Here is a 14920-nt window from a genome sequence, read left to right as displayed (position 1 = left end):
ACTTTATTGGACACTAATTACGTAGACAAGTGAACAAATTAGTGAAAAGAAAGGAAGTATAATTATGGCCAATATTAACTCATATTCAGATGAATTTAAAAAACAAATAGTAGCTTTATATCAAAGCGGTAAGTCAGTGTCTTGTCTTGCTAAAGAGTACAATGTTACAAGAGCAGCTACTTATAATTGAATTAAGCAATTTACTAATTCAGGTAGTTTTAAAACTAAAGATAATCGTTCTGTTGAAGAAAATGAATTAATTAAATTAAGAAAAGAATTAAAACAATTAAGAATGGAAAATGATATTTTAAAACAAGCAGCACTAATAATAGGCAGAAAGTAGAAATTATTGCTAAAAATAAAGTTAAATATAAAATTCGCACAATGTGTCGTTTTTTGAAAATATCTAAATCAACATATTATTTTATTTAACTTAAAGAAAAAAGAAAATAAAATCAAAAATAATATGTATGATGAAGCTGTTATTAGTGCTTTTAAAGAAAATAAAGAAGTTTATGGTACTAGAAGATTAAAAAAAATTTTAGAAAACCAAGAAATTTATTTATCACGCAGAAAAATTAAAGAAATTATGAATAAGCATAATTTAATATCAAAATACACTAAATTATCATTCAAAAATCATCATAATAAAGTCAATAATAGTCAAATAACCAATCTTGTTAATAGAAACTTTAATAATAGGGTTAAAAATGAAGTTATTGTTAGTGATTTAACTTACGTTCAAGTTAATGGTAAATGAAACTATATTTGCCTATTAATAGACCTATTTAACCGAGAAATTATTGGACATAGTGTTGGAGTTAAAAAAGATGCATTACTAGTATATCAAGCATTTATGCAATCAAATCGCTGTTTAAAAGATATCCAAATATTTCATAGTGATCGAGGTAATGAATTTAACAATAAAATTATTAATAATCTTTTATTAGCATTCAATATTACTCGATCTTTAAGCAAAAAAGGTTGTCCTTATGATAATGCTGTTGCTGAAGCAACTTTTAAAACTTTCAAAACTGAATTTATTAATGATAAAAATTTTACATCATTAATCCAATTAAAATTAGAATTATTTGATTATATCAATTGATACAACAACATAAGAATCCACAGCACTTTAAACTACTTAACTCCTATCAAATATCAAGAACAAGTGTCTACCAAAAAATAGTCCTAAAAAGTGTTGCCATTCCAATATGAAAAATAAACATTTTTTAAAAATAAATTACTCCTTTTAAATTAAAAGGAGTAATTTATTTTTATTTTTATTTTATAAAATTATGCAACTGTTAATGTAGTTTTTACAGTAGTAGGATCAAAATTAACATCACCTGTTTTATAACTTATTTCTAATTTTTTACCTTCTGCTCATGTTCCTTCAGCATCAGTCGATTCCATTTGCGCAGAAATTTTTAAGCCAGTTAACGTATTTAAAGCCATAAATTGTTTTCCATTATCTGTTTTATCAACAATACTTATTGCTGCTCCTTGTTTAGCACCTGGTGGAATATTTCCATCTTTTACAAATAAAATATTTGAATTTGTAACAACATCAGTATCTACTATTTCAATTTTACCAGCTATTGCAGCAAGACCAGCAGCAATAACACCTTTTGTTTTATCAACTTTTAACTTAATGCCATAAACATCACCAAGTGCCTCTTTACCTTTTTTAAATTGGAAGTTAAAAGTACCACCAGTAATAGCATAATCTTTACTATCATCCATTTTAGCTAATTCTGGTTTAATATTAGTAACTTCAGCAGTTATTGTGTCTAATACAGCTTTATCAAAAACTCCATCAGCAAAAGTAGTTCCCTCTTTTGGTTTAACTTTTAATACATTAGTAATAAAATCAAAACATGATTGATTTGCCGCTTTATCTCCCTCTCCTAATAATTTACTAGCTTTAATTGCTGATGCTTCAGCAACAGCTCAACTAATATTATCCTTGACAGTTGTATCAAGTGAAGCTGTTTGTACACCTTCTCCTTTTTCATCTGTTAACCCTAATTGTTTTGATACTTCTACGTTCATGGCTACACCAGCTTTATCACCACAAGCAACAACTGAAGTAGTAGCTGCTGTTGTTAATGTTAATGCACCCATTAATCTTAATATATTTTTCATATTCATATATAGTACCTCCAATAATATGACTTTTGAACTACAAATACAATAACCACAATTTAGAATTACTTCTAAACATAATATTGAAATGAATCCAATTAACATTATACACCATATTTTACTTTCTACCATCAATATACTTTATAATAATATAAAAAAATATTCATTATTAACACCTTTAATATTACTATAAAAATTTATCAAAAATAATAAATACTAAAAATGTATTAGTTATAATAACCAATACATTTTTAAACTTTTTTTATTCTTCGTCTTCACGCCATTCGCCTTCTGACATCAATAATTCTTTACGTACATTTTTAGCAATTGTATAATTAGGGTTTTTATCATCACCATTAATTAAAACATTACGTACTAAATAATTTTCAATTTCATTTTGTAGATTTTTTGCAACAAAAGGTCAATCATCTTTCACTCTAAATTCGCTATCCAATTCTTCTTGTAATTTAGGATTTGTAAGCATTCTTTTTCTTTGCATTGGCTTATAATAAGCAAAGTATCAAATTAGAGCAAACGCAATGCTAGCAATTAAATAAATTAATTGTAAAACATTAGAAGTTATATCAGATATTCCTTTTGTAATATCAGTTCCACCTTTACCAATAAGACTTGCACCCGAAATTAAACCATTGATTAAAGATCTTAATCATTCTTCAAATTGTCAAACTAAGAAAAGTGTTGCTGCAAGTCAAATAATAATTTCAAAAATATTTTTTTTCAATTTCTTTTCTATAGACAGTTTAATTGCAATGGAAAGTACAAAAACATAAATAATAACCATAATAATACCGGCTTCAGCAGTTAATGTTCCATAATTAACAATCGAACTTAAAACTAATTGTCCATCCTTATAAACAGGATGCAACGTATCAACTATTACTCCAATAATATCAGGTAAAATTAATCATACAAAAGCTGAAGAAAAAGTAATAACTAAATTTAATCTAGAAGCTTTAAATGGAATGTTATCTTTTGATAATTCTTTATATTTAGATGAAATATACCCCTCAACAGATAATGGTTCTAAAATAGCACCACTATATAAAGCATTTTGCATTCCAGCATTAGACTTTAATGAAATAGTACAAATTAACATTACAAGGATACCAATTATTCCTAATCATTGTGCATGAGCTTTATCACCTAAAATTTTAAAAATACTTAAGTTGGGATTATCTGAAAAATTACCAGCAACAGCACCAATCATAAGGATTGTTACTGCCATATAAAAAATAGTAGATAAAATCATAACAATAACTAATGAACGACTAATATTTTTTTCAGGATTTCTAACATTTTTACCAATTGTTGAATAGGTTTCAAATCCTAAAAAGAAAAAGAAACACGTGGCAAAAGCTTGTGAAAAGTTATTAGCAGTTAATTGTTGATGAGAAGTAGTCATATCTCAATTTGAAGTTCCTGCCATCACAAATAATATAATAGTTGCTATGATTAATAAAAAAGTTGTTCCTCATTTTAAATAACTAGAAATATTCACAAATTTTTTAAATGCAGCCATTCCTAAAAATAATACACAAGAAGCTAAACCATAAATTAGAATTCCAATCAAATCTAATCCTAAATGTTGTCATACTCCTCAATTAGCATATAAAAAAGAAGATGGATCAGTAAAGTTAATTCTAATCATTGATACAATTTGTGAACTAACTATAACAGGTAAAGTAGCATACTGTAAAAAAGAAATTAATCAACCTCAGAAGCGACCATAACTACTTCTAACATAAATATAAGCAGCACCATTATTACCCGGATGTACTCTTGAAAGTCTTGAGAAAGCTCAAGCACAAGTTCCTGCAATTAATCCTTCTACTAAAAAAATTCAAATCATATGAGAACCTAAATTTAAACTATCTTTATTAATTAAAATTGCAAAGTTAGCAGTAAAAGTAATTCCAACAGTATAATTAAAACCAAACCAGACTAATTCTGATAAAGTTAATTTATGATTTGTCCTTTCTTTTTTCTTAAAAAGTTTTAACATAATATTCTCCTTTCAATTATAATAATTATATACCTTTAAAGTGATTTCATTAATTAATGAAATAGTCAATAAAATCAAAAAAATAAAAAAATATATGTAATTTATAATAACTAATTTTATTTTAAAATACTACTAATATTTAATTAAATTTTCAAATAATACTAATAAAAAAATAACATTTTTTTAAAAACTATTATTATAATAATGTTACTTAAATAAAAATACTACTTTTTTAATAAGTTATTTTAAAAAATAAGCTTAAACATCTTTTATTCTACATGATAAATAGTGTATTATATAATAATACTTTTAAAAAAATAAAGAAGGAGGTATTAATCATATATGGGAATTACCAAAAAGAAAAAATTTCGTTTATTTCCATTTAAAATGCCAACAGCAATTACAGTCTTATTCTTTATTATTGCTCTAATTATTATTATTTCTTGGATTCCAGGAACAACAGGTAAATGATTAGAAGATGAATCAAAGCCTGTAAGCACTGATAACCCCTGACAAGACGGTGGGCCATTAGGTATCATGGACTTATTTTTGGCTCCAATTAAAGGTTTCATTGGTAGCAGTGATATTATTGTTTTTGTTTTAGTAATTGGTGGATATATTGGCATAGTCATGAAATCAGGTGCACTAGATGCAGGAATTGGTCGTTTAATTAAACGTCTAAACGGAAAAGAAATTTGAATTATTCCTTCAATTATGACTATCCTATCGATTGGTGGAACAGTTGAAGGAATGTGTGAAGAAACTATTCCTTACTATTTAATTATTATTCCAGCAATGTTAGCTGCTGGTTTTGATGTTGTTACAGCTGTATTAATGATTTTATTGGGTGCTGGTGTTGGTGTTATGTTTTCAACACTTAATCCCTTTGCTATTGCCACAGCTTCACAAGCTAGTGGTTTAAATCCGGGTGATGGAATCATCTGACGTTTAATTTGTTGATTTTTAGCAACTATCGGTACTATTGCTTTTGTTATGTGATATGCAATCCGTGTTAAACGTAATCCTGAAAAATCAGTTGTTTTTCACTTACATAGTGAGCATCATGAAGAATTTATTAATAAAGAAGAAATACCTGAATTTACTAAACGTCGTAAAATTATTTTAGCACTATTTGGATTAACATTTTTAATTATGGTGCTTTGTATTATTCCATGAGGTAAAATTGCAGGAACAACTATTTTTGATGATTTTCACAATACATTAATTAAATATTTTCCATATTTCACAAGTCAAATTAATGCATTTGGTGACTGAAATATTGAAATGTTAGCTTTCTTATTTTTCTTTGTTTCAATTATCATTGCAGCAATTGATTGAAAAGGCGAAGAACAATATGTTCGTAATTTTATTAGTGGTTCTTCAGAATTATTAGGTGTTGCTTTAATAATTGCTGTTGCTGGTGGAATTGGCTGATCATTACAACATTCAGGAATGCAACATGTTGTTGTTGGTCAATTGCAAAGTATTGATAAATTGCCAAGATTTGCTATTGTTATTATTGGTTTTTTTGCTTTTCTTTTGATTGCCTTTGTTATTCCTTCAACATCAGGATTTGCAAAAGCTGTTTTCCCTATTGTTTCAAAAATAGTAATTCCTTTAGGATTAGGTTCAGGAATGATTACTACTTTTGTTATGGCTAGTGGTTGAATTAATTTATTTGCACCAAGTGCAGGTGTAATGATGGCAGGACTTGCCATTGCTAAAGTTCCCCTAACAAGTTTTTATCGAGCAATCTGACCATATACTATTGGTATTACTGTCTTTGCCTTAATAATGTTAAGTATTGGAACTTTATTACCTCAATCAATATTTTAGTAAAATTTAAAGCACTATGTTAATTAAAACTTTTCTCTAATTAGAGAAAAGTTTTTTAATTTTTATTTCATTTTTATAAAATTAAACATCGTTTGGGAAAACATTCACTTTCACGATTTGTTTGCGTTTGTTCATTATTTAGTAGACTTAATTGATCATCTGCTAATTCTGAAATTTCTACAACTTCATCTTCTGGTAAAAAAAATTGTTCTAATATTTTATTAATATTATTTCAATCATTTACAAAATTTTCGGAAGCATACCGATGTTGTCAATAATATTCAAATTTGTCTTAAAATTATAAAGTTAGACGAGAATAATTTTGACTTCAATATGCAATTGTATGTTAATCTTAACACTTGTAAAATATTAGTCAATAATAATACTTACTTTTATAATTCAAAAATTCTTATTAATAATTACTTTAATAAGTTTTATTTTATTTTTGGTTTTTTTAAAATCTTTAATTTTAATTTATAATAACTGGATGGCAGTATTTATTTGATAGCATTTAAAATTAACCATTTTTGTATATATATCAATATTATAAGTTCTATCACCAATCATATGTTTTAAAATTTGTTTAATATTAGTTTCAGTAAAGCAACCAATATTTTCAACTAATGCTTGGTTTAATACACCATCTTTGGCATTAATAAAATAACCAACTTTTAATTTTTTATATTGTAAAGTTAGTAATTGTAAAAAATTAATTAATTCATAATATTTACCTTTTGCAAATAAATTTATTGCATTTTCATAATGTAGTTTAGCAATTTTATTTTTTCTTCTTCCTGCCATTATACCAAGAAATAAAACATGAAAAGCATGAAATTTATCCAAAATAAATTTAGCATTTAAAATTGTAGCAGTTTTTCTAATTCATTTTGCACTATCTCCACAAACTATTAAATTTGCTTGGTCAAAGTTTTCAAAATATAAATTACCATATTTTTGAATAAATTTAACTGTTTTTTCTGCACCAATTTCTGTTTTTGATACTCTTATTTTACAAACTGCTCTTTTATTAATTAATTTTCCATTTTTCTTTTTACCAGTACAAAATACTATTAATCTCATAGAACATTTTTTACAATTTTTAGTATTGTGTTTTTCATTAAACTTAAATTTTCTATGTCCATCATCAATATTTATATATAAAGTTTGATTTGGTTGTAATACTATTTTAGGGATATTTGCTTTTGGCAATTCAAATTTTTGATATGTTCTACAAACTGTACTAGTACTTATTAAATCTTCAATAAAAGTATCACAAACATCACGATACTTTTTTCCATCAGCAAAAAATTTTAAAATTTGTTTAATAACATTAGGTGCAAGTTTACTATATTTTTTAACACCAAGATAGTTATCTAATAACGATACATATTCAGTTTTTTGTTTTTCTATGTTATAATATTTACAAATACGTCTTTTATAATTTAATAAACCTTTTTTTGCTTTTAATTTTCGTTATCTGAATCTGTATGATTTATATACAGATTTATCACATTCATTTGGATGGGTTACACTTTATTGGACACTAATTACGTAGACAAGTGAACAAATTAGTGAAAAGAAAGGAAGTATAATTATGGCCAATATTAACTCATATTCAGATGAATTTAAAAAACAAATAGTAGCTTTATATCAAAGCGGTAAGTCAGTGTCTTGTCTTGCTAAAGAGTACAATGTTACAAGAGCAGCTACTTATAATTGAATTAAGCAATTTACTAATTCAGGTAGTTTTAAAACTAAAGATAATCGTTCTGTTGAAGAAAATGAATTAATTAAATTAAGAAAAGAATTAAAACAATTAAGAATGGAAAATGATATTTTAAAGCAAGCAGCACTAATAATAGGCAGAAAGTAGAAATTATTGCTAAAAATAAAGTTAAATATAAAATTCGCACAATGTGTCGTTTTTTGAAAATATCTAAATCAACATATTATTTTAACTTAAAGAAAAAAGAGGGAGCATACCGAAGATGTCAATAATATTCAAATTTGTCTTAAAATTATAAAGTTAGACGAGAATAATTTTGACTTCAATATGCAATTGTATGTTAATCTTAACACTTGTAAAATATTAGTCAATAATAATACTTACTTTTATAATTCAAAAATTCTTATTAATAGTTACTTTAATAAGTTTTATTTTATTTTTGGTTTTTTTAAAATCTTTAATTTTAATTTATAATAACTGGATGGCAGTATTTATTTGATAGCATTTAAAATTAACCATTTTTGTATATATATCAATATTATAAGTTCTATCACCAATCATATGTTTTAAAATTTGTTTAATATTAGTTTCAGTAAAGCAACCAATATTTTCAACTAATGCTTGATTTAGTACACCATCTTTTGCATTAATAAAATAACCAACTTTTAATTTTTTATATTGTAAAGTTAATGATTGTAAAAAATCAATTAGTTCGTCATATTGACCTTTTGCAAATAAATTTATTGCATTTTCATAGTGTAATTTAGCAATTTTATTTTTTCTTCTTCCAGCCATTATACCAAGAAATAAAACATGAAAAGCATGAAATTTATCCAAAATAAATTTAGCATTTAAAATTGTAGCAGTTTTTCTAATTCATTTTGCACTATCTCCACAAACTATTAAATTTGCTTGGTCAAAGTTTTCAAAATATAAATTACCATATTTTTTAATTAATTGTGCTGTTTTTTCAGAACCAATTTCTGTTTTTGATACTCTTATTTTACAAACTGCTCTTTTATTAATTAATTTTCCATTTTTCTTTTTACCAGTACAAAATACTATTAATCTCATAGAACATTTTTTACAATTTTTAGTATTGTGTTTTTCATTAAACTTAAATTTTCTATGTCCATCATCAATATTTATATATAAAGTTTGATTTTTTTCTAATACTATTTTAGGGATATTAGCTTTTGGTAATTCAAATTTTTGATATGTTCTACAAACTGTACTAGTACTTATTAAATCTTCAATAAAAGTATCACAAACATCACGATACTTTTTTCCATCAGCAAAAAATTTTAAAATTTGTTTAATAACATTAGGTGCAAGTTTACTATATTTTTTAACACCAAGATAATTATCTAGCAATGAAACAAATTCATTTTTTTGTGTTTTTTGGTTATATTTTGTACAAATACGTCGTTTATAATTTAATAAACCTTTTTTTGCTTTTAATTTTCGTTTTCTAAATCTATATGATTTATATTCAGATTTATCACAGGTACTTCATAAATAATCATCTATTTTTGTAAATAATTTTTCTGTTTGTTTTAAACTTAATTCATCTTGATTAAAATCATGTTTATCTCAATCAAAATGATTAGAGAATGGTAATATAAACATTTTTTAATGTTCCTTTCTAAATTTTGTTTGTTATAATTTAATTGTATTACTTATAAAAATTAGGGAGTAAAATGTGGCTTTTATTAGTAGTTATGCACAACTAAATAAAAAATATAATCTTAATTTTAGTGATAATAATTATGGTTTTAGTTGAGATATTTTTAAACAATTTGTTGGTGATGAATGAGCAGAATATTTTACTACTAATTGTTTTTATCGTTTTATACCAACAGCACGTGGAACAAGAAAAACTTGAAACTGCTTAGCATTTGATTTATTTATATGTTGTAATTTTAGTGATAGTAGTGTTCAAGAAGTAAGACGATATGAAAATACTCATAGTGAAACTACAATTGGTGCTTTAATGAATGTTTGTCAAGTTTTATTAGATACATATAATATTAATTTATTACCTAATAATCCACATGGTATTAAATGAAAAATTACTAAGGACGGTGGGTGTATTATTTTTCCTAGTAATCAACAAATTGACTTTATTGGTTATGCTAATGGTAATAAGATTTTTGGAAAAGAAGCCGGTGGTTCAAGTTTTTTAGGTTCAAGAACAGATGAAATTATTATGGCAGAAGAAAAGGAAACATTAACTGAAAAACAATTAACATATCGATATGAACGTTTACAAAACTCTATGTTTAGAAGTAATCGTATTAAAGTATCAAAAGAACCTATTAAAGAATGAAGTTGAACTTTTATTGATAAAAATATATATAGTCCTAATTTTGGAAAAAAGACTACTCGCTATTTTTATAAAAGTTTCTTTATTACTTTTACATGTAATCCTTATGATAAGTATCATCCGTTTTATTTAAAATACTGTACACCCTTTTTACCATTAAATGATGAAATAACGAAAAATCTTAAAAAAATTGGCAAAGTTTATTATGAAAATAAAGACATATTTAGTGGTTTGGGTTTATTTGTTTTAAGATTTACTATTCAACCATTTTGAAATAAATTACCTGAAATTCAACAAAAAACTTTATTAGAAATGAAAAAAAGTAATCCAGATGAATATAATACTGTTTTTTATGGTTTTGAATTTTTAGATAGTGATGCAACAATTTTTCCATTTCAAAAAGTAGTAAAATATTGACAATCATATGATTTAAAACAATTTTATAATCAAGAAAAAGATATGTATAAATTTGATTTTTATAGTGTTGGTATTGATTGAGCTACGGGACCAAAAGACCATACTGTATTTATGGTAGTTGCTTTTAAAGAATATAATAATACTGGTTATTATGATGCTTATATTATTTGTGAATTAGTAGTTACACCGAATGATTTTATTAATGAAAATGAAAAAATTAATGCTTATGTTAATGAAATTTTAGGGTTAATGGATAATTTTGAAAATTTTGAACAAGCAATTTATTTTTATGATGATAAAGCAAGAACAGCAATAGATTGATTAAATCAAAAATTAATAGATGAACATAATACTATTTTAATAATACAAACTGCAATTAAACATGCTTCAAATTTAAATCAAGAAGCAGGATTAACTAATAGAGTAGTTTGAATGAGAAATATTATGAGTTATGGAAACTTTTATGCTAATAAAGATGATTTACCAAAAACTACTCAATGTTTAGAAGAATTACGTTATGATGAGACGAAAACTAACATTCCCGACAGAAATATGTATCAAGACCCTTATGATGCATTATTTTATGCCTTGTATCCATATAAAAATGTAATTAGGGGTAAAAATAATGCTAGTGTGAAAAAAAGTATCTTCACATTTGCTATATAATAAACAATTTCAATATAATTAATAGTATAGGTATCACAAAATAAACGCCTTTAATTTAGGCGTTATTTTGCATTTAAAATCATACTTGTAAAAATAATGAAAAATAGTACAATTTATAAGTAAAATCAAGGAAAAAAGGAGTAATTTAATATGAAAACATGAATAAAAACAAATTTAAGTAAAATAACATTAGCATTAGCACTAACTGGTGCTATAAGTGGAGTAACTGGTTTAATAATTGGTTCACTAGCACATAATCAAACTAATGGTTATAAATCATATTTAGGACATGACTATACAGTCTACTGGGGGGGACTAAATCAACAATATGGTCATATAAAACAAAAGACAAATATAAAATAAGTTTATATTTTGGTATTAAACCGCTTGATAGTACTGATATAAAATGAGATGGTATTTATCCTGATGGATATTTTGATAATTAAATTTCTAAATTTATATAAGAAACATTTTCATTATATTTATCAAATAAATTAATATTTTGTAAGTTTATTTCTTGTTTATTAGTTATTAAAAGTAAATCATAATTACCAGCACCAAAAATACCACTAATCTCAACTCGATTTAAGTTAGTAATTGGATTTTCAATTTGTAATTCAAATTCATTATTATTATCAATTTTTGAAATTTCTTTATAAAATTCTAATTTAGAAAATAATTGGGATTTATTTGAACCATATAAATTTAATAAATTTTCAAGTTTAATTTTTTCAATAATTACTCTTGTAAAATATTTTCCATATTCACCATTACCTAATGTTCAATCAGCAGGAATTAATGAAGGTATGTTATTTGCTTCTAATTCATTTGTAATAGATAATCAATTAAATTGATTATCATCTAATTTAAATAATTCATTTTGACTAATATCATTATTTGTTAATTTAATATTATTGATATCTGTAAAATCAAAATATGCAGATTTTAATATTACTTTTACATCTTTAAATTGTCAAATATCATCAGGTGTAGGATGTATTGGACTTGATTTTAATTCGAAATAATAAGGTAATAAAATTTTATTATCATCATTCAAACCTTTATTTATTGATAATATTGAATAAATATATTCTGATAACATGATAAATATTTGCTTGAAAATTTTTATTTGTTTTAAATTAATATAATTTGGATAATCTAATTTTCATTGTTTAAATAAATTAGTAATAACATCTTCGGGCTTTTGTCCTTCAAATTTTGCTCGTAATTTTGCTATTTCATTTTTTGGTTTACCATTTTTGTCTTCATATGTAGCACCTTCAAAATTTCTATTATAGTTATATGTATAACTTAGCATATCTAATAAAAGTTGCTGTAAACTATCATTAGTTGGTGCATCTTTAATTTCAATTTCAATATCATCAAATCTATTATTAGTTGCAACATATTGATAAAATTGACTTTCACCTACAAAATCTCAAACTTCTTTATCTTTTAATTCTTTTTGACTTTTTAGTGGTCATTTACCACCTAAAACATTACTAAACTCATATCCTAATCAAGCATGTGTAACTCTTGCGTTTTTAATAACTTCTCTTCTTGTTTCAGTTCCAGTACTAATTTTAATCAAATCTAAAACTGATTTTTCTTGTCCTATAAATTGTTTTGCTAAATTTCATGGTAATATTTGTTCACTAAATCATTGTTGTAATATTCTAACTTTTGGTTGAATTTCAATAGGCATTGATAATAATGGAAATGCTATCTTATCCTTGACAAATAATTTTGGGTATACTTCCATATTGTCAACTTCATCAAGTACCTTTATATTGCCGAAAATCATGCTTCTAGGGGCTTTAATTTTTAAACCAATTACTTTTGTATCTTTATCTAATGGTTTTTGTAATTTAATAATAATTGGATAACCATCTCTTGTTTTAAAATCCTTAATTTTTATAATAGTAATGCTTTTAGTACTTCTTGTTTTTGGATTTTGATAAGGTTGAGAATAATTATTAATGATATATAAATTATCAATATTATTTTCACTTAAAGGTTCATTAATACTAACGGCATATAACTTAAATTGATTTAATAAATTTATTTCTTGAAATATTAAATTTTTAATATCAGTCATACTATATTCAATTGTATTATCATTAATATTTGTGCTAGCTCTTTGATTTAATTGCATAGTAAAGTCTGATGTTTCAACAGCAGTAGTTTTTAATACTTTATCAATATCAATAAAACCAATTTTAATAGTATTTGCTGAAAATTTTAAACTATTATTTTCATTATTTTTAAATAAACGTTCAATTTCATAAATATAAATTGTTCTTTTTTTAAATTCATCGTATGCTCTATTAATATCGGGATCACTAGTAGCGCGCATCATATTAGTAAAGTCATAAGGAATATTATCAATTAAATAATCATTTTCTACTTCTGCTTGATTAAGTTTAGTTTGTTTCTGTGGAAACTTCGTTTGTGGTTTGTTGTTGTTTTCCATTGTTCTCTCCTATTAATTGGTTATTTTCGGGATTAAATAATTTTAATTTAACTGTTAAATTATTAATTTCTTGTTCATCATTAATATTAAATGTTTTACTATTTAATAAATCTTTATCTAAACGTACTAATATTTGAATAAATTTAAGAATATCAATATTAAATTGCCATAATTTTTGTTCAATATAATTAATGGTTGAAATATTTACAGCTGTACTTTCGGGAACTGATTGTTGTGCAGATTTCTTTTGACTTGGTATATGAATACCACAACGTTTAAATATTTCATTAACATTTCAATCATATATATCAGTTAAATTTTTACCTTTAAAATTACTATTTGTCATATTGATATTTTCGTTTTGTTCATTATTATCTCCACCACTTTTAAAAATATAATTTTTAGTAACTAATATTCTTACAGCATCTTCTAATAAATCTTTTACATTACCATAAGCTGAATTAAAAATAAACTTGGGTGAGTTTAAAATAGTATCTAAAACAATTTGTTCATAAATAACATCTAATGCTTTAATTTTATCCATTACTTTATTACAATCTGCTAGCTCATTTGCTTTATTTCTCATAATTGCTATTGGTATATAGTTAATATTTAGTGTTTGTTCTTGTTCTAAATTTGGATTATTAATGAATGATTTAAAATCTAGTGGAAATTGTTTTTTATTATCACTAATACTATAAATTGCACGATTAATAGTTACTTGTTCATTATTTAATGTATAAATTTCAAATAATCTTACAATTTGTGCATTTTGTTCATAACTATCATAAAAAATAGTACATTGAATTAATTTACCAGTAATATCATAAACTCTTTGTTGTATATCAACTACTTGAAAATATAAATCATCATTAGCAATAAAAATTAAATAACCACTAATTCCTAATTTACTTAATTTAAAAATAGAATTTCAATTTTTTCTATAAAACTCTTGATTAATTAAATATTGTTTAATGGTTTCATTATTAATATCTAATGGAGCATTATATAAATTAGCATTATTTTCTGCTACAAAATCAGTAAAATAAGTTTCATGATTAAAATCATTAAAACCAAAATAACTTAAAATAGAAGCATGTGTACTTTTACCTTTTAAAAAAGTTAATTTAGTTTTTTCTTCATTATTAGTACTTTTATCTCTTCTTAAAAATTTACCTAACATAATATTCACCACCTTTTTTAAAATATTTGATTAATTTTTAATATTATTTTTACAATGATAAATATAATTAAACCCCCTGTTGCTGATGATAGAATTACTCCTATTAAACCTAAAATAATTTT

Annotated in this window: 11 protein-coding genes and 1 pseudogene; 5 read left to right on the top strand and 7 right to left on the bottom strand. The window is 24.2% G+C overall.

Annotated features, from left to right (window positions below; genetic code table 4):
• Positions 1–64: 64 nt before the first annotated feature.
• Positions 65–1189: pseudogene (locus ACXUB0_RS03390) on the top strand (IS3 family transposase).
• Positions 1190–1296: 107 nt separating this feature from the next.
• Here the strand turns inward: ACXUB0_RS03390 and ACXUB0_RS03385 are convergent.
• From ACXUB0_RS03385 to ACXUB0_RS03375, 3 genes are all read right to left on the bottom strand, one after another.
• Complete coding sequence (locus tag ACXUB0_RS03385) at positions 1297–2154, bottom strand: hypothetical protein (protein WP_458257761.1); 858 nt, start codon at positions 2152–2154, stop codon at positions 1297–1299.
• Positions 2155–2410: 256 nt separating this feature from the next.
• Positions 2411–4171: an APC family permease gene (locus ACXUB0_RS03380; protein WP_458257760.1), complete on the bottom strand. Its 1761-nt coding sequence runs from the start codon at positions 4169–4171 to the stop codon at positions 2411–2413.
• Positions 4172–4503: 332 nt separating this feature from the next.
• Positions 4504–4710 (bottom strand): hypothetical protein, encoded by a 207-nt coding sequence (locus ACXUB0_RS03375; protein WP_458257759.1) that lies wholly within the window; start codon positions 4708–4710, stop codon positions 4504–4506.
• On the opposite strand from ACXUB0_RS03375, the gene ACXUB0_RS03370 reads away from it, so the two are divergent.
• Positions 4709–6007 carry a YfcC family protein gene (locus tag ACXUB0_RS03370; protein WP_458257758.1) on the top strand — a complete coding sequence of 433 codons (1299 nt, stop codon included), beginning with the start codon at positions 4709–4711 and terminating at the stop codon, positions 6005–6007. The genes ACXUB0_RS03375 and ACXUB0_RS03370 overlap by 2 nt on opposite strands.
• A 474-nt stretch (positions 6008–6481) precedes the next feature.
• On the opposite strand, the gene ACXUB0_RS03365 is transcribed toward ACXUB0_RS03370, so the two are convergent.
• Complete coding sequence (locus tag ACXUB0_RS03365; protein ID WP_458258787.1) at positions 6482–7474, bottom strand: Mbov_0401 family ICE element transposase-like protein; 993 nt, start codon at positions 7472–7474, stop codon at positions 6482–6484.
• Between the two features lie 127 nt (positions 7475–7601).
• Here ACXUB0_RS03365 and ACXUB0_RS03360 point away from each other — a divergent pair, with 127 nt between their 5' ends.
• Positions 7602–7880: a transposase gene (locus tag ACXUB0_RS03360; protein ID WP_353306568.1), complete on the top strand. Its 279-nt coding sequence runs from the start codon at positions 7602–7604 to the stop codon at positions 7878–7880.
• Positions 7881–8201: 321 nt separating this feature from the next.
• Here the strand turns inward: ACXUB0_RS03360 and ACXUB0_RS03355 are convergent, their stop codons facing one another.
• Positions 8202–9362 (bottom strand): Mbov_0401 family ICE element transposase-like protein, encoded by a 1161-nt coding sequence (locus ACXUB0_RS03355; protein WP_458257757.1) that lies wholly within the window; start codon positions 9360–9362, stop codon positions 8202–8204.
• A 73-nt stretch (positions 9363–9435) separates the two neighbouring features.
• Between ACXUB0_RS03355 and ACXUB0_RS03350 the strand changes: the two genes are divergently transcribed.
• Together ACXUB0_RS03350 and ACXUB0_RS03345 are read left to right on the top strand one after the other, a co-directional pair.
• Positions 9436–11142, top strand: coding sequence for a hypothetical protein (locus tag ACXUB0_RS03350; protein ID WP_458257756.1), 1707 nt, complete (start codon positions 9436–9438; stop codon positions 11140–11142).
• Between the two features lie 150 nt (positions 11143–11292).
• Positions 11293–11505 carry a hypothetical protein gene (locus tag ACXUB0_RS03345; protein ID WP_458257755.1) on the top strand — a complete coding sequence of 71 codons (213 nt, stop codon included), beginning with the start codon at positions 11293–11295 and terminating at the stop codon, positions 11503–11505.
• Between the two features lie 79 nt (positions 11506–11584).
• Here the strand turns inward: ACXUB0_RS03345 and ACXUB0_RS03340 are convergent, their stop codons facing one another.
• Both ACXUB0_RS03340 and ACXUB0_RS03335 read right to left on the bottom strand, forming a co-directional pair.
• On the bottom strand, positions 11585–13615 hold the full coding sequence (locus ACXUB0_RS03340; RefSeq protein ID WP_458257754.1) for a hypothetical protein: 2031 nt from the start codon (positions 13613–13615) through the stop codon (positions 11585–11587).
• The gene (locus ACXUB0_RS03335) at positions 13566–14798 is read right to left on the bottom strand and encodes a hypothetical protein (protein WP_458257753.1); all 1233 of its coding nucleotides are present in this window, start codon (positions 14796–14798) and stop codon (positions 13566–13568) included. Before ACXUB0_RS03335 ends, ACXUB0_RS03340 begins: the two co-directional genes overlap by 50 nt.
• Positions 14799–14920: the final 122 nt, after the last annotated feature.

The sequence above is a fragment of the Spiroplasma endosymbiont of Dactylopius coccus genome, assembly GCF_977110965.1.
Note: the sequence above shows the minus strand (reverse complement) of the source record. Positions and strands in the feature narration are given on the sequence as shown.